Here is a 16,396-nt window from a genome sequence, read left to right as displayed (position 1 = left end):
CCAAGGCCGGTTATCCCGGCCGGTGCCACATTCCTGCCGATTGCCGGCTTCCAGCAGGAACGGTTTTTCTGGTGCACGAAACTCCGACTGCCCCGGCAGTTCTTAGCAGTTCAGGCGATATGAAAGTGGTTGATAGTTCAATCCTGGCATCGTCCTCAATGTCGACACAGTAATGTGAGGCCCAACGCCTCCATGGATGAAATGCGCTCCAAGGATCCGGCCCCAAGGGAGAGTTATGCCCGCCCCAGAAGAAGACGGCGAGCAGTCACGTGCCATTGGCATACCGCGGCGATTCTTACTAGGCGGGCTGATCACCATCGCGGCTGCGGGAGGAGCGACGACATGGGCTTTACGATCCATTTCCTCACTCTCACCTTCGCCCTCACAGACACCTGAGGGCAATGCAAGCGGCTGGCCCGTGACCACCGAACCGACAAGCGGGATAAACGGATTCATTTATCAGGACTCACGTCTATACATCGCCGCAAACCCCGGCGACATGCAGGCGGTCGACGCGCAAAGCGCGCCGAGATCTGGCGCTATCGCACACCCAGCAGGACGCCTCCCGCAAAAGTGATCGGCCCTCCCGCTCTCGTCCGTGACCACCTCATTATCGGTATGCAACGAGCGTCGACGACCGGTGAGATATTGGCGCTAAACCAGGCGACCGGACATCCCGCCTGGACACACGAAGTCGACCAGCCCGTCCTGGATTTGTGCCGGCATGACGACAGAGTGCTGTTCATCACATCAGGTGCCGTGAGTGCCCTCGACGCCCTTCGAGGATCACTGTCCTGGGCCACGCCAGCACGTGATCCTGAGTACGTGGTGTCCACCGGATCAATGGCGATCCTCACCAGCCATCGACGGGACGCCAACGAGCCCGGCCAGAGGCTCAGCGTTCTACGGGGGGACGACGGCCGGGAGATCTGGGCGGAGGACCTGCCACGCTCAGCTGGACTGGAGACTCTGGTGGCCGGCGAGTCGCTCCTGGCGGCCTCGCTGGAACTCGCACCGGACGGCACGGACCAGACCGAACTCGCCAACTTCCGGCTCTCCGACGGGACAAAGACTTGGCGCAGGACCATCCCCAGCACAGCGACATGGATCCACGCCAGCCGATCCGTGGTGGTGATCGCCGACCTCACCCGCGCCCAAGGACTCGACCCGGCAACCGGGCAGACCATCTGGACTCTGCCTCAACGCATGGAAGGACGCCCGGGATGCTGGCTCGTAGACGACGTCCTGGTCGTCTCGTGCACCCACCGCAACGCCCAGCTCCAATTCGACACTCTCGGGGTGATCCCCCAAACCGGAGAAGTCGTCTGGAAACGACCCCTCACCGACTGGCTCGACCGAGGCGTGAGCGCAGCCGACATGCTGTACGCGACAACGTCCAACCGCGTCATCGCCATCAACTCCGCCGGAATCCAGCTGTGGACCGCGAACGTACCTCCTGACGCAACCCTGACACTCGGTCGTATCCCGGCTTGGCCGCGCCTGTGTCTGGACTGACGAACGCAGGGAGCGCAGCGACCGGAGAAGGAGGGAAGACACAGGCTCCCCAGCGGCCAAGCCCGCCGATCCGGAGGATCGGCCATGTAACAGGCCCGCCGGGCTGAGCCCCGGCGGGCCTAGATCCCTCTGGCGAGGGGCTTAGGGCCCCCGATTTTGGGGCGGTGAGAGATCACCATCGGGGGCGGCCCGTCCGGACGATACGGGGGCTTCTCCGGACGGGCGTCTAACAGAGCGGCACGGAAAACCGACAGCTCAAGCTTCTTGCGTCACACACGGACGACCTTCTCTTATCCCCCATTCAATCCACCCGCCCCCGAACCCCTCCAGAGCCACTACTCCTCCAGATGAGCGGGCAAGTGGTACTCCCCGCGGCACGGAAAGTTCAGACGCGCGCCCCTGGCCGTTCAGCTGCGCATCGCCCTGCGGGTCACCCTCATGGCTAGGTTTCCAGGCACCCCCGGGCTCGGGGCATATTGCCGCAGGTAAGAGGAGTGACCAGTGCGAGTGCTTGCCGTTGTTCCGGCCCGTGGGGGTTCGGTGGGGGTTCCGCTGAAGAACCTGGAGCGGGTCGGCGGGTCGCCGCTGGTGTCCCGGGCGGTGGCGGCGTGCGTACGCGCCGAACTGGTCGACACCGTCGTGGTGAGCACCGATCACGCGGACATCGCCGACGCCGCGGAGCTGGCGGGCGCGCAGGTGGTGCCGAGGCCGGCGGACCTGAGCGGCGGGACGGCGTCGAGCGAGTCGGCGGTGCTGCACGTGCTGGACGCGCTGGGCGAGGAGCCGGAGATCGTCGTCCTGGTGCAGTGCACCAGCGCCTTCATCGACCCGAAGGACTTGGACGCGGCGGTCGCCAAGGTGCTCGACGGAGACGCCGACGTGGTCTTCTCCGGCCTGGAGACCTACGAGTTCGTGTGGACCGGCGGCGGCGACGGGATCAACCATGACCCGGCGCACCGGCCGCGCCGGCAGGACCGGGAGCCGCACTACCGGGAGACCGGGGCGTTCTACGTGATGCGGGCCGCGGGTCTGCGAGAGAGCGGGCACCGCTTCTTCGGGACGGTGGCCGTGCAGCCGGTGCCGGCGCGGCACGCGGTCGAGGTGGACACGGCGGAGGATCTGGAGATCGTCCGGGCGCTGGCGCCGTTCGTGGACGAGCCGCAGCCGATCGACGTGGACGCGGTGATCACCGACTTCGACGGGGTGCACACCGACGACCGGGCCTACGTGGACTCCGAGGGCCGCGAGATGGTCGCGGTGAGCCGGTCGGACGGCATGGGCGTGGCGCTGCTCAAGCGGTCGGGCGTGAAGCTGCTGGTGCTGTCGACCGAGCAGAACCCGGTGGTGGCGGCGCGGGCGCGCAAGCTGGGCGTGCCGGTGCTGCAGGGGCTGAACACCAAGCAGACGGCGCTGCGGGACTGGCTGGCCATCGAGGGCCTGGACCCGGAGCGGGTGGCCTATGTCGGGAACGACCTGAACGATCTGGGCTGCATGGCGCTGGTGGGCTGGCCGGTGGCGGTGCCGGACGCGCATCCGCGGGTGCGGGCCGCCGCCCGGGTCGTGCTGACCCGGTCGGGTGGCGCGGGCGCGGTCCGCGAACTCTGTGACCGGGTGCTGGCGGCCCGTCCGCAGCTGGCGGAGATCGATCAGCCGCCGGCCCGCCCGCTGACCTTCCGCCCCCGTACGGCGCCCGCCCCCAGCGTGCGGATCGGCCAGTCCCTGCTCGGCCAGGGCCAGCCGGTGTACGTGATCGGCGAGATCGGCATCAACCACAACGGCGACGTGGACATCGCCCGCCGCCTGATCGACGTGGCCGCCGAAGCGGGCTGCCAGGCGGTGAAGTTCCAGAAGCGGACCCCGGAGATCTGCGTGCCGCCGGAGCAGCGCGGCCAGATGCGGCAGACGCCGTGGGGCGAGATGACGTACCTGGAGTACAAGATCCGCACCGAGTTCGGGCGGGACGAGTACACCCAGATCGCCAAGTACTGCGAGGAGCGCGGCCTGGACTGGTTCGCCTCGCCGTGGGACGTGCCGTCGGTGCGTTTCCTGGAGGACATGAACGTGGTCGCCCACAAGGTCGCCTCGGCCTCGGTGACCGACCACGAGCTGCTCCGCGCGCTGGCCGAGACCGGCAAGCCGCTCATCCTGTCGACCGGCATGTCCACGCTGGAGGAGATCGACAAGGCGGTGGGCATCCTGGGCACCTCGAAGCTGGTGCTGATGCACGCCACCTCGACGTACCCGCTGCCGCCCGAGGAGGCCAACCTCCGCACCATCGTCACCCTCCAGGACCGGTACGGCGTGCCCGTCGGCTACTCCGGCCACGAGCGCGGCCTGCAGATCTCGCTGGCCGCGGTCACCCTGGGCGCGGTCACGGTCGAGCGGCACATCACCCTGGACCGCACGATGTGGGGCTCCGACCACGCGGCTTCGCTGGAGCCGAGCGGCCTGGAGCACCTGGTCCGGGACATCCGGATCATCGAGTCGGCCCTGGGCGACGGCGTCAAGCGGGTCTTCCCCGGCGAGGAGGCCCCCCGGGCCCGCCTGCGCCGCGTCACGGTCTGACCCGTTCGACCCAGGAGCCCCCCGGAGGAGGATCTTGATCACGCTGTCGGTCATCGTGCCGGTGCGGGACGGCGAGCCGTACATCGCGGACGCCCTCACCTCGCTGGCGCGCAACGCGCGCGCGGACTTCGAGGTGATCGTCGTCGACGACGGTTCCGCGGACGGCACCGGCGAGATCGTGGCCGAGTTCCGGGACGAGCTGCCCACCCTGCACGTGATCAGGCACGCGGAGGCGGCGGGCCTGGCGAGCGCCAGGAACGCCGGGCTGAAGCTGGCCTCCGGGCGGTATGTGACGTTCCTGGACGGGGACGACTGGATCGGCCGCGGCTACCTGGCTTCGCTGGTGGCCGCGATCGAGGGGCTCGGCTGCGACTTCGTCCGGGTGGACCACGTGCAGTCGGACGGCCGCAAGCGGGAACCCCACCGGGCCCCGGAGTCCCGCAGGGACGTGGTTTTGGATCCGCGGGACGCGATCCTGCCGACGGCGGCGAAGACCATGGTCGACTACCCGTACGCGTGGGCGGGCGTCTACCGCCGCGAGCTCGGCGACCTGCTGACCTTCCCGGACGGCCTGCACACCGCGGAGGACCGGCCGTGGATCTGGCGGCTGCACCAGCGGGCCAAGTCGTTCGCGGTGGTGTCGCTGTCGGGGGTCTTCTACCGGCGCGGCGTGCCGCAGTCGCTGACCCGGATCGGCGACGCGCGCCAGCTGCACTTCTTCGACGCCTTCGACCTGGTCCTGGCCGAGGCCGAGGAGCCGTTCCGGGCCAAGGCGGTGCGGACGTTCTGCGCGTTGCTCGCCAACCACCTGGAGATGCGCGACCGTCTCACCCCGGACACCGCCGCCCGTTTCGCCGAGCGCGGCGCGGCGACGCTGGCCCGGCTGCCCGCCGATCTGGTGGCCGACGCGCTCGACAGCCTGGACCCCGACCGCCGCGCTCTGCTGAGGCCCGCATGACAGCCGAAATGACCGCCGGAATGACAACGGTTTTCCACGCCTCCCGCCTATTTGGCGCGATGACCCTGGCGGCCGCGATCGACGCGGGCGCGTTCGGCCCGGCCGGGCGGCGGGTGCTGATCGTGACCAACAACGCGGACATCCCGGAGATCGCGCTCGGCCTGGACGAGACGCCCGCGTTCGCCGCGCTGCGGGACCGCTTCGACGAGGTGTACTCGTGGAACGAGATCATCGCGCCGCTGCACCCGTCCGAGTGGAAGGCCCGCGCGATCGAGGTCCCGATGCTGGGCCGGCTGCTGCTGTCCCATCTCGGCGTGACCGGCCTGCGCGAACTGGTGGTGGAGTCGGTGATCGTGCCGCCCGCGCGCAGCCTGCCGGGATTGTTCAAGGACTGCCCGATCACGGTCTACTCCGACGGCCTGATGGCGCACAGCCCGACCCGCGACGTGCTGCCCGGCGAGATCTCGTCCCGGGTCACCCGCCTGCTCCACCTCGGCCTGGTCCCCGGCGTCGCCCCGCTGCTGCTCAGCGAGTACGGCGTGCCCGCCGAGACCATCTCCGCCGAGTACTTCCCGAAGATCGACGCCCCCTCGATCTACGGCGAGGCGATCATCCTCGGCCAGTACCTGTCGTCGCTGGGCATCCTCACCGAGGACGAGGAGAACCAGCTGCACGCCGGCATGCTGCGCGCGGTCATCGCCCGAGGCCACCGTGAGGTGATCTTCCAGCCGCACCCGGCCGCCCGGCACCGCCAGGGCCGTGAGCTGCGCCGCCTCGCCGCCGACCTGGGCGCCCGGCTGATCTTCCCCGCCGAGGGCACTCCCGCGGAGGCCCTGTTCGCGGCGGTCCGGCCCAAGCTCGTGGTCAGCTGTTTCTCGACGGCGCTGACGACAGCCAAGCTCCTGTACGGCCTGCCGGCGGCCACGATGGGCACCGAACTGCTGCTGGAACGCCTCTCTCCGTACGAGAACAGCAACCGGATCCCGGTCACCATCGCCGACGCGACCCTCCCCCGGCTCGAACCGGACGGCTCACTGACCGAACCGCCCGGCGTCGACCTGCCCGGCCTGATCAACGCGGTCGCCTACTGCATGCAGCCGGCCGCCCATCCCGGCCTCCGCGACGCCGCGCAGGCGTACCTGGAGTCCCACGGCCCGATCCGCTACTTCAAGCGCCGCCGCCTGGAGACGCTCAACCTGCCCACCCAGCCCCGCTCACGCCTCCGTTCCCTGATCCGCGGCCGATAACGTCGGACGGGAACATCACGACCCCGAAAGTGGTTTAGATTTCAACCAACTCGGGACTCTGGAGGCACACGATGAGTACGGTCACGGTGACGCCCGGCATCGACATCAGGCGCGCGGACGATCGGTACAAGACACGGATCGGCTGGCTCGACTCCAAGCACTCCTTCTCCTTCGGCCGGCACCACGACTCCCGCAACACCCACCACGGCCTGCTCCTGGTCAACAACGACGACATCGTCACCCCGGGCATGGGCTTCGACACCCACCCGCACCAGGACATGGAGATCATCACCTGGGTGCTGCGCGGCTCGCTCGTGCACCAGGACTCCGAAGGGCACTCCGGCGTGATCTACCCGGGCCTGGCCCAGCGGATGAGCGCGGGGAAGGGCATTCTGCACTCGGAGAAGAACGACTCGTGGCGGCTGGAGGGCGCGAAGCACCAGGACCCTGTACATTTCGTCCAGATGTGGGTGGTCCCCGACGAGACCAGGATCGCGCCCGGATACGAGCAGCTCGAACTCGACGACAGCCTGCTGCGCGGCCGGCTCGCCACCGTCGCCTCCGGCATGCCGGACCACGACGCGGCGATCCGGATCAAGAACAAGTACGCGGCGCTGCACGTGGCGCGGCTGGAGCCCGGCGACTCGGTGGAACTGCCGGAAGCGCCGTTCCTGCACCTGTTCGTGCCCCGGGGCTCGGTCACCCTCGAAGGCGCGGGCGCCCTGGCCGAGGGCGACGCCGTCCGCTTCACCGCGACCGGCGGCCAGCGGGTCACCGCCATCGACCCGGCCGAGATCCTGGTCTGGGAAATGCACGCCACCATCGCAGCCTGAATTACGACATAACCGAATTAGCTGAAACGCATACCTAAAGGGCATTAAAGCGGCGATTCTTTCGCTTTATCGGCAAGCTTCCGGATGGCATTCACGACGGAAGGACGAGCCTTGCGGAAGATCATCACCGCTGGAATGGTCATGGGCATGATGCTGGGCGGCCCGGCGGAGGCATCCGCCGGCGCGCCGCTCCAGCTGTCCGGGACCGCCTGGTTCGCCGGGTACGGCGTGCCCATCTGCTCGAACAGCACCGCGCGAACCTGCGACGGCCAGCCGCACGTGGGCGGCGTCTCGTCCAACTGGTGGCAGTGCGTGGAACTCGCGCAGCGCTTCTACCAGCGGCGCGGCTGGCACAAGGGCATCTTCGGCGGCGTCGGCATCGCCTCACACATCTTCGCCAAGGCCCCCGCCCTGGGCATGGCCCCGCAGCCCAACGGCAAGATCGCCGACATCGTCCCCGGCGACATGATCGTCATGAACCGCACCGGCGCGGCCGGGCACGTCGTGATCGTCGAGTCGATCACCGTCAACCGGGACGGCACCCGCAGCGTGATGACCGTCGGCCAGAACTCGAAGGTCGTCCGAAACCCGATGCGCTGGCACGGCGGCGTCCTCGACAGCTTCTGGGCGAGCTACAGCGTCGCGGGCGTGGTGCGCTCTCCCGCCAACATCGGCATCCTCGCGTACGGCGGCGGCGCACCCGCCTACGAACAGGTCGTCAACGGCGGCGGCATCCACCCCATCGGCCCCACCCTCCTGTCGGTGACCTCCACCGGCCAAGCCTTCGGCACCCCCATCCCCCACCACCCGCCCACCACCCTGACCGGCGGAATCGTCGACGCCGCCGCGACCCGCACCGGCAACGGCTACTGGCTGGCCAGCTCAACCGGCCAGATCTTCCCCTACGGCGACGCGAAACCGTACCCGACGATCAAGGCCGAGGTCACCGCGATCACCGCGACCGGCGACGCCTACCTGCTGACCGACGCCACCGGCCGCGTGTACGCCCCCGGCAAGAAACCAACGAAGAGCCCAGAAGGCTATTCAGGCCGATTCATCGACATAGAAGCCACGAAAGACGGCTACTGGCTCCTGACCTCGGCAGGCCAGATCCACGGCACCGCCCCCTGGCACGGCAACGCCACCACCTTCGACCGCGCCATCGTCGCCATGTCCGCGACCCCCACCGGCAAGGGCTACCTCCTCCTCGACAAAACCGGCCACATATACGCCTTCGGCGATGCGAAACACCTCGGCGACCTGCCACCCGGTTCCCCGGAGGCGGCGGACATCACCTACGCCGGCGACGGCTACACGATCATCACCAAGCCGGGCACCCGGCACCACTTCGGCGAGACCCCCACCACCGCCGCCGTCACCAGCGGATTCACCGGTTTCTTCTGATCGTCGATCAAGGTCACGAGTCGGCGCGCACGACCACGGTCTCTGCCAGCCTGTCCAGCAGCGACCGGGGACCGGGATCGCTCACAAGCATCCAGATCAGACAAGCAAGCCAGGCGCACCATACGCCGAAGGCGAACCCCTGTTCGGGTATCCCGGTCAGCGCCATCGGCAAGGCGAGCGGCAGGGCACGCAGGTAAGCGGGCTTGCCGTTGATGCCACGAACCTGTTCACGGCCGATCTCTACCACCCTGAGGCCAAACATAGCCTTGCCGATGGTTCGCCCATATTTTCGCAGCGAGAGGAACCCGTAGAGGAAGGTGCTCGCGACCGAGGCGAACGCTGTGACCACGAAAGCGAAGCCGTTATCTGTGACCTCACCTGTCTCCATATCGAATACAGACGGGAACAACGCGTACGCCAGCGCGCCCGAGAGTCCCATGAGCACGTAGAAGATCATGCCGTCGACGAGCCCTGCCGCCAACCGCGGCCACACGCCGGCGAATCGATTCGGATGATCTTCGATTGGCGTGGCGGCCGGCGCCTGCCGCGGAGGGCTCGGCTCTGGGACCGGCCCCGAGAAGTCCGCAAGCGGCCACACCCGCCGCATTGGCCAAGTCGAGGTCGCTCCACCACCTTGGACACTGGCGGTGCAGGAAATGGTGGTTTCACCGAGCGGGGAGGTGAGGATCACGCTGCCCTCGGCAGGGCCCAGCGTCTCGCCGTAGACCCGGACCATCACGAGCGAGTCCGCGATTTCGGTGTGAATCCACGCATGGGATGGGATGACGGTGACCGCGCACGCCAACGGGGGCCCGGTCAGTGAAACCTCCACCGGCTCCGACCACGTGGCCAGTTCGAACGTACCGAAGTCGATGGCCGGCGGGGTCGCCTGCAGCCGGGATTCGGCCAGGAGCGCGACGGCGGCTCTGGACACCAGGCGGCTGTCGTCGTCGGCCAGCCGCGCCAGCATCTTCGACGCGGTCAGCGCCTGACCGAGGTCGTCACCCATCAGGTGTTCCCGCAGTTCGTGCACGACCCCGAACCTGGCCCCCGCGAGCGGGCTCTCCATCGCCTCGGCCAGCACGGTGGGCACCGCGACCTCCCGGATTCGCCGGGTTTTCGCCCGGGCCATGAGCACGTCCCCCTGCGCGCCGAAGACCCAGATGTGCGGCGTCTGGTGTGGTGTCTCCTGCCGGACCCGGTCGGCCACGTAGTCGAACAGCTCCCGCACCCCCACCCAGCCGTCACCGTCGTGGTCGGCGTCCCCGCTGGTGAGCCCGCTGACCACGGCCGAGGTGAAGATCGAAGGCCGGAGTTCGGCGTCGGACACCACGTCGCGCCCCTCCAAGGCGTACTCGATCGCGCTGGAGGCGGTCACGACCACGCGGCCGCTCTCCGTCGTGGTGCGCTTCTGGCGGAGGAAGGCGTCGCCGACGGCCGCGTCCCTGGTCCCGCGCACCATCATTCCGCGCGGGAACGCGCCGCCGTAACAGCAGTCCAGGAACAGCACGACGCGCTGGGCTCGCGCCTCCAGCATGAGCCGGCTCACGTACTCGGCCGGGATGGCCGTGGAGGCGAGCCGGTCGGCGCGGGTGTCGCTGGCGCTCAGGTACAGCTCGCCCGCCGGGCTTTTCAGGCCGTGGCCGGAGAAATGCAGGAACAGCAGATCGTCTCTGGCGCTGTCGGCGAAGAAATCCTCAATCGACACCCGGAGTTCGTGCGCGGTGGCGTTTCTGCGGGTCTCGACCTCGAATCCGCCGATGTCCTTCGCGCCCAGGACTTCGGCGAGCGCGAGCGCGTCCTGGTTCGGGGCGCGTAACGGGGCGAGACCGGGATCGGCATACTCGTCGTTGGCCACGATAAGGGCCCGCCGTATTCCCGACATCAGAGCTCACTCCATCGAATGGAGGCGAATCCACTCGTCCGCCAGCCGGGTCTGGAGTGCCTCCGTCGTGCCGGTGAGTTCGAGGACGTCGCCGTCGATCTCCAGTCGCACGGACCGCTCGCCGTCGGCGCGGGTGAGCCAGTTCCGCACGGTGTTCACCAGGGAATCCAGCATCTCCCAGGTGGGTTGCGCCGTGACGAGCAGGCCGATGATCACATCACCCAGGCCCCGGGCTCCCGGCGGCGCCTCCCCCGCGCCGCGCGGGGTGACGTCGTCGACCGGGAGTTGCAGCAATTCGGCGCGGAGCAGCCGGAATAAGTGTTCTCGCTCCCCCGCGTCAAGGCCGTCCCCGTGGACCTCCAGATAAATATCGGCGCCCATCTTCCACCTTCGGCCGTATCGGATCCCCGTCTTTCAGACGATAGCGCGGGGAGCATGATCTCAGCCACCGGCGGTAAGCATTGGGCGGCCCCGGCTGTGAATACATAATCGGCCGTACCGATTTGATAACGACCGGTTTCAGAAGGGCTTCAGGTAGCGGCGGATTCGGCGTTTGGTTCGGTAGCCGTACCGCAGGACGCGGGGCGGGATTTCGATGCGGAGGCGGGCGCGGCGGCGGGCGGAAGCGTGGGCGGGGCCGTCGAGGAGGGAACGGGCCGGGGTGAGGGTGCCTTCGCGGGCGGCGGTGACCAGGGCGGAGAGGCGGGGGATCCAGTCGCTGGCGGTGGCGTCGTGGAAGTAGTTGGCCTGGCACCACTCGGGGAGGGGGGTGCGGAAGTCGGCTTTGGCCAGGTCGTCGAGAGTGCCGAGAGTACCGCTGCCGTCGAAGACCAGGTTGATCATCTCGGCGCTGACACCGAAGTCGGAGAGGATCAGGAGCGGGACGTGCTGGGCGATGGCCTCCAGCGCGGCGGTGGAGCTGACCGTGACGAAACCGCCCGCCTGGGCGAGGTGCTCGTGCATCGGGCCGGCCTCGAACCGGATCGCGCCGGCGCGGACCCGGCCGTCGGCGGCCATCGTGGTCCAGAGCCGCTCGTAGTGGTGGCGCTCGTTGTGGGTCTGCCGCTCGTCGTCGCGGGCCCGGAGCTTGACGACCACGTCGAGGTCGGGGCGGGCGTCGGCCAGGGACTCCAGCGCGAGCAGGATGTTCTCCCGGTCCTCGCGCCGGGCGGGCACCTTGGCCTGGGTCGCGAAGATCACCCGGTTCCCGCTCCCCCGGCCGCCCAGATCCAGGTACGGCAGGCGGGCCAGCGCGATCTCCCCGCCCCCGCCGAGCTCCCTGGCCAGCTCGCCGAACTCGCCGACCTCGCGCCCGCTGTGCAGGATGAACAGATCGCAGGCGCTGCGGAACAGCCACGCCTTCTCGGTCGCGGGCACCGAGATCCCGGGCAGCCCGGACATGAACACCGGCCGCGGCTTCAGCCCGGCCAGCACCTCGGCGGCCAGCGCGTCCACCACCGGTCCTGTGCAGGACAGCAGGATCACGTCGGGGCGGAACCGTTCCGCGGCCTTGCGCAGGCCGCGCGCGCCGAGCACCTCGGTCGCGCCGAAGCGGGTGCCGCTCACGGCCGCCGCGATCTGGCCGGGCGACGGAGTGATCGGGGTGCGGACGACCGCGAGTTCCGTGGTCCAGCCCTGTGGCGCGCCGGCGAGCAGCCCGGCGGCCCATTTCAGGTAGGAGTCGGAGTCGGCGACGGCCAGGACGCGCAGCGGCGCGGGAAAGAGCAGCCGGTCAGGGGTGACGCGGGTCAAGGAGCAACCCTTTCGTGGGCGAAGAGCTGGAGATGGGAGCGGAGCGAGGGCCCGGCGGACGCGGTCCACCAGTCGTCGGGGACCTCGACGGTCTCGATCGAGACGCCACGGGCCCTGAGCAGGACGCGCAGCGAGGTGACGGCCGTGGACGGCAGGCTGAGCACCCGCTGGCCGGGGCGCAGGCCGCGCAGGGTCATCTCGGCCGGCACGCCGGTCTCGTACACCGTGATGCCGGCGATGCGGCGGACCTTCTCCAGGTCACGCGGGTCCTCGCGGCGGTGCGGGTAGTACGCGACCGGTTCGTCGAGGGTGGCCAGCCACTTGACGTACGCGTCCCGGTGGATGAGGCCGTTGCGGACCAGGGAGGTGCCGAGCACGACGGTGCGTTCGTCGGGGGGAACGTTGCCGGGCTGGGCGCGCAGCCAGTCGAAGTCGTGCCGGACCAGTTCGGCGCCGCGGGCGCGGACGGCTTCGGCGAGCTCGTCGGAGACGGGGAGCGCGGTGAAGATCGACAGCCGGCCGCCGCGCAGGCGCAGGCCGGCGGCGGCGCCGAGGATCCAGCGGGCCAGGCCGGGCTTGATCCGGGCGCGCAGCAGCGGGCGGCGGGCCACCAGCAGTTCGAGCAGGCGGATGGTGGCCAGGCCGTCGTCCACCAGGACGACCCGGCGGGGCGCCGAGGTGAGCAGGTTGAGCTGGACCCGGCCGGAGAACGCGTCGCCGAACACCCAGGTCTTGCCCGGCTTCGGCATCCGCGCCGCGGGGTCGGCCAGGTCGAGGCCGGGCGGCAGGTCGAGGCGGGACATCTCCGCGCGGGTCAGCCGTAACGCGGGCAGCCCGGAGCGCGGCACGACCCTGGTGGCCGAGCCGAGCAGACCAGCATGCTGTGCCTCGATGACGCACAGCAGCTGCAAGGGGGATTCCACCCACGCGACGGCGAGGCCGTCTTCACTCTCCGAGGACCCTTTCACGACGGGCTCACCGTAGCCGCCTGATACGACGCGCCAAGGAACAACCGGTTAACAGCCGCCCACAGGACGACAGCGCCACAAATCGGCATGATCATCGCCCCCTGCCGCCGGGGGGACGTTTCCGCAGGTCGTAGCCCGGCAATGATCTATTGCATGGGTAAATGGAAGGTCTGGGTGGCCGTGGTCGCCATGCTGGGGTCGGCTCTTCCGGCACTGGCGGAGAAGTCTGAAATGTCGGAAATGGCGGGCAAGCCGAACATCATCTTCATCTTGACCGATGATCTCGACGCTGCCGATATTTTGAAATTTCCGAATATTTCATCGCTGATGACGGCGCAGGGCACGACGTTCTCGCGCTTCTTCGTGGCCAACCCGTGGTGCTGTCCGTCCCGTTCGTCCATTCTGCGCTCGCAGCACGTGCACAGCCACGGCGTCACCTCCAACCGCAACCCGACCGGCGGCTTCCCGCGCTTCCAGCCGATGGAGGGCTCCACCCTCGGCACCTGGATGCAGGACGCCGGCTACCGCACCGGCCTGATGGGCAAATACCTCAACCAGTACCCATCCGGCTTCTCCCCCCGCTACATCCCGCCCGGCTGGCACGACTGGGTGGTCCCGGTCACCCATCTCTACCAGGAGTACGGCTACGCCCTCAACGACAACGGCGGCCTCTTCCAGTACGGCAACGCCCCCGGCGACTATTTCACCGACGTGCTGGCCCGCAAGGCCGTCGACTTCGTCGCCCGGGACGATCCGTTCTTCCTGTACCTGGCCCCGGTCGCCCCGCACCGCCCCGCCAACTACGCCCCCCGCCACGCGGACGCGTTCCCCGACGCGAAGGCCCCGCGCACGCCCTCCTTCGACCAGGACGACATGTCCGCGGAACCCGCCTGGCTGCGCGCCCGCCGGCCGCTCTCGCGGGACGCGATCCACACGATCGACCGGCAGTACCGCGACCGGCTGCGCGCCATGCTCGGCGTCGACGACATGGTCGGCAAGCTGGTCGCGGAGCTCACCAGGACCGGCAAGCTGGCCAACACCTACCTGTTCCTCACCTCCGACAACGGCTTCCACCTGGGTCAGCACCGCCTCCGGCCGGGCAAGACCACGCCGTTCGAGGAGGACATCCGGGTTCCGATGATCGCCCGGGGTCCCGGCATCCCGGCCGGCCGTACCAGCGACGTGCTGGGGTCGAGCATCGACTTCGCGCCGACCTTCGCCGACCTGGCGGGGGTGCGGCTGCCGGAGTTCTGCGAGGGGCGCTCGCTCCGGCCGATCCTGCACGGCCAGCCCACGGCCTGGCGGGACGCCGTGCTGGTGGAGTTCGTGCATCCGGACTACGCGGACAGCGCGCCGCCGACGTACAAGGTGCTGCGCACCGCCCAGCACAGCTACGTCGAGTATGAGACCGGCGAGACGCAGCTGTACGACCTCGCCCACGATCCGTATCAACTGCGCAACATCGCGGCGGACGCGGATCCGGCGCTGCTGTACCAGCTCGCCAGCCGGCTGGGGACGCTGCACCGGTGCCAGGGCGCGAGCTGCCGGGTCGCGGACAGCGCCGCGGCGGCGCCGTACCTGCGCGGCTAGCGGAGCTGCGCCTGTCACGGAGCGTCACAGCGTGGAACGCGTACGGGAGCGCTCCCAAATGCCCACATGCGGTTTATGTCATGAAATGCCGGAATCTGGCTGTGCAACCTGTCCAGGAGTAACAGTTAGGTTTCGGCATATTGACGCTGACATTGCGTATAGTGGACTCTTCGTGGGAGCGCTCCCAACGCAGACTCAACGCAGGGCCATGTTGTCGGGGACTGGTCCGGGAAGCGCCCCCAAACGAGATTCGGGAACCACCTGAGAGGGGTCCGGAATGATGAACAACACGCGCCGCGGCAGGCTGCTCGCGGCCGTCGCGGTTGGCGCTCTTGCCTTGTCCGCCGCCGCCTGCGGTTCGGACGAGCCGCCCGCGACCGGCGCGGCCACCGGCGCCGCGTCCGCACCGGCGGAGAAGGTCGAGATCACGCTGCAGACCTTCGGCGGCGGCGAGAACTTCGCCTACGACGAGGCGGTCAAGACCTGGAACGCCGCGAACCCGAACGTCCAGGTCAAGTACGTCAACCTGACCGACCGCTTCGAGGACACCTACCTGCCGCAGGTGCTGCAGTGGCTGGAGGCCGGCAGCGGCGCGGGCGACATCATCGCGATGGACGAAGGCGCGATGGGTCTCATGTCGGCCCGCCCGCAGTACTTCGCCGACCTGGCCCAGTACGGCCTGGACAGCCGCAAGGCCGATTTCCCCGAGTACAAGTGGAACACCGGCGTCAACAAGGACGGCAAGCTCTACGCGCTCGGCACCGACATCGGCGGCATGGCCATGTGCTACCGGACCGACCTGTTCAAGCAGGCCGGCCTGCCCACCGGCCGCGACGACGTGTCCAAGCTCTGGCCGGACTGGAACGCGTACCTGGAGACCGGCAAGAAGTTCAAGGCCGCGCTGCCCAAGGTCGGCTTCGTGGACGGCGCCAACACCGTCTACAACTCCGTCCTCGCCCAGGAGGCCGGCAAGAACGGCGGCCAGGTCTACTTCGACCAGAACCAGACGCTGATCGTCGACAAGAACCCGGGCGTCAAGGCCGCGTTCGACTACGTCGCCACGCTCAGCCAGGCGGGCCTGACCGCCAAGCTGCGCTCCTGGACCGAAGAGTGGAACACCGCCATGCAGAAGGGCGGCTTCGCCACCATGGGCTGCCCGAGCTGGATGCTCGGCGTCATCTCCGGCACCTCCGGCGACGCCAACAAGGGCAACTGGGACGTCGCGGCCGTGCCCGGCGGCAGCGGCAACTGGGGCGGCTCCTGGCTGATGGTGCCGTCGCAGAGCAAGCACCCGAAGGAGGCCGCTGAGGTTCTCAACTTCCTCACCGGCAAGGAAGGGCACATCGCCGCCTTCAAGGAGGGCGGCAACTTCCCGAGCAGCATCCCGGCGCAGCAGGACCCGGCCGTCGCGGACGCCAAGAACGCCTACTTCAACGACGCGCCGAGCGGCCCGATCTTCGCCGCCTCGGTCGCGCAGCTGTCGCCGGTGTTCTTCGGTGAGAAGCACGCCCAGGTGAAGGCCGCCGTCGAGGAGGTCCTCGTGGGCGCCGACCAGGGCTCGGTCAAGTGGGCCGACGCCTGGACCCGGTTCGTGGAGGAGGGCGTCAAGGCCGCGGGCTGATCCCCCGGCCACGAACGTCACCGGCCCCCCGCAGCCCGCGGGCGGGCCGGTCGTCTCG

12 protein-coding genes are annotated in these 16,396 nt (G+C 69.0%); 8 read left to right on the top strand and 4 right to left on the bottom strand.

What is annotated here, in order from left to right; genetic code table 11:
* Positions 1 to 411: 411 nt before the first annotated feature.
* The 6 genes from Acor_RS18020 to Acor_RS17995 all read left to right on the top strand — a co-directional run bounded on the left by Acor_RS18020 (position 412) and on the right by Acor_RS17995 (position 8,522).
* Entirely contained in the window at positions 412 to 1,515 is a 1,104-nt protein-coding gene (locus Acor_RS18020; protein ID WP_155337833.1) for an outer membrane protein assembly factor BamB family protein, read from the top strand.
* A gap of 501 nt (positions 1,516 to 2,016) precedes the next feature.
* The gene (locus tag Acor_RS45460) at positions 2,017 to 4,080 is read left to right on the top strand and encodes an N-acetylneuraminate synthase family protein (protein ID WP_155337832.1); all 2,064 of its coding nucleotides are present in this window, start codon (positions 2,017 to 2,019) and stop codon (positions 4,078 to 4,080) included.
* A 34-nt stretch (positions 4,081 to 4,114) separates the two neighbouring features.
* Positions 4,115 to 5,038, top strand: coding sequence for a glycosyltransferase family 2 protein (locus Acor_RS18010; protein WP_155337831.1), 924 nt, complete (start codon positions 4,115 to 4,117; stop codon positions 5,036 to 5,038).
* A gap of 20 nt (positions 5,039 to 5,058) precedes the next feature.
* Positions 5,059 to 6,285 (top strand): alpha-2,8-polysialyltransferase family protein, encoded by a 1,227-nt coding sequence (locus Acor_RS18005; RefSeq protein WP_155337830.1) that lies wholly within the window; start codon positions 5,059 to 5,061, stop codon positions 6,283 to 6,285.
* Positions 6,286 to 6,356: 71 nt separating this feature from the next.
* Positions 6,357 to 7,118, top strand: coding sequence for a pirin family protein (locus Acor_RS18000; RefSeq protein WP_155337829.1), 762 nt, complete (start codon positions 6,357 to 6,359; stop codon positions 7,116 to 7,118).
* Between the two features lie 111 nt (positions 7,119 to 7,229).
* The gene (locus tag Acor_RS17995) at positions 7,230 to 8,522 is read left to right on the top strand and encodes a CHAP domain-containing protein (protein ID WP_170316980.1); all 1,293 of its coding nucleotides are present in this window, start codon (positions 7,230 to 7,232) and stop codon (positions 8,520 to 8,522) included.
* Between the two features lie 13 nt (positions 8,523 to 8,535).
* Here the strand turns inward: Acor_RS17995 and Acor_RS17990 are convergent, their stop codons facing one another.
* From Acor_RS17990 to Acor_RS17975, 4 genes are all read right to left on the bottom strand, one after another.
* Positions 8,536 to 10,407 (bottom strand): caspase, EACC1-associated type, encoded by a 1,872-nt coding sequence (locus tag Acor_RS17990; protein ID WP_155337827.1) that lies wholly within the window; start codon positions 10,405 to 10,407, stop codon positions 8,536 to 8,538.
* A gap of 6 nt (positions 10,408 to 10,413) precedes the next feature.
* The gene (locus Acor_RS17985) at positions 10,414 to 10,788 is read right to left on the bottom strand and encodes a hypothetical protein (protein ID WP_155337826.1); all 375 of its coding nucleotides are present in this window, start codon (positions 10,786 to 10,788) and stop codon (positions 10,414 to 10,416) included.
* A 138-nt stretch (positions 10,789 to 10,926) separates the two neighbouring features.
* Positions 10,927 to 12,159 carry a DUF6716 putative glycosyltransferase gene (locus Acor_RS17980; protein ID WP_174876162.1) on the bottom strand — a complete coding sequence of 411 codons (1,233 nt, stop codon included), beginning with the start codon at positions 12,157 to 12,159 and terminating at the stop codon, positions 10,927 to 10,929.
* A complete protein-coding gene (locus tag Acor_RS17975; RefSeq protein WP_155337825.1) occupies positions 12,156 to 13,127 on the bottom strand; it encodes a hypothetical protein in 972 nt (323 codons plus the stop codon). The genes Acor_RS17980 and Acor_RS17975 overlap by 4 nt, the downstream gene beginning before the upstream one ends.
* 153 nt (positions 13,128 to 13,280) lie before the next feature.
* On the opposite strand from Acor_RS17975, the gene Acor_RS17970 reads away from it, so the two are divergent.
* Positions 13,281 to 14,717, top strand: a complete 1,437-nt coding sequence (locus Acor_RS17970; protein ID WP_246238714.1) for a sulfatase family protein — start codon at positions 13,281 to 13,283, stop codon at positions 14,715 to 14,717.
* 277 nt (positions 14,718 to 14,994) lie between these two features.
* Positions 14,995 to 16,338, top strand: a complete 1,344-nt coding sequence (locus Acor_RS17965) for an ABC transporter substrate-binding protein (protein WP_155337823.1) — start codon at positions 14,995 to 14,997, stop codon at positions 16,336 to 16,338.
* Positions 16,339 to 16,396 lie beyond the last annotated feature (58 nt).

Origin of the sequence: Acrocarpospora corrugata (genome assembly GCF_009687845.1) — a bacterium.
GTDB classification, from domain to species: domain Bacteria; phylum Actinomycetota; class Actinomycetes; order Streptosporangiales; family Streptosporangiaceae; genus Acrocarpospora; species Acrocarpospora corrugata.
Note: the sequence above shows the minus strand (reverse complement) of the source record. Positions and strands in the feature narration are given on the sequence as shown.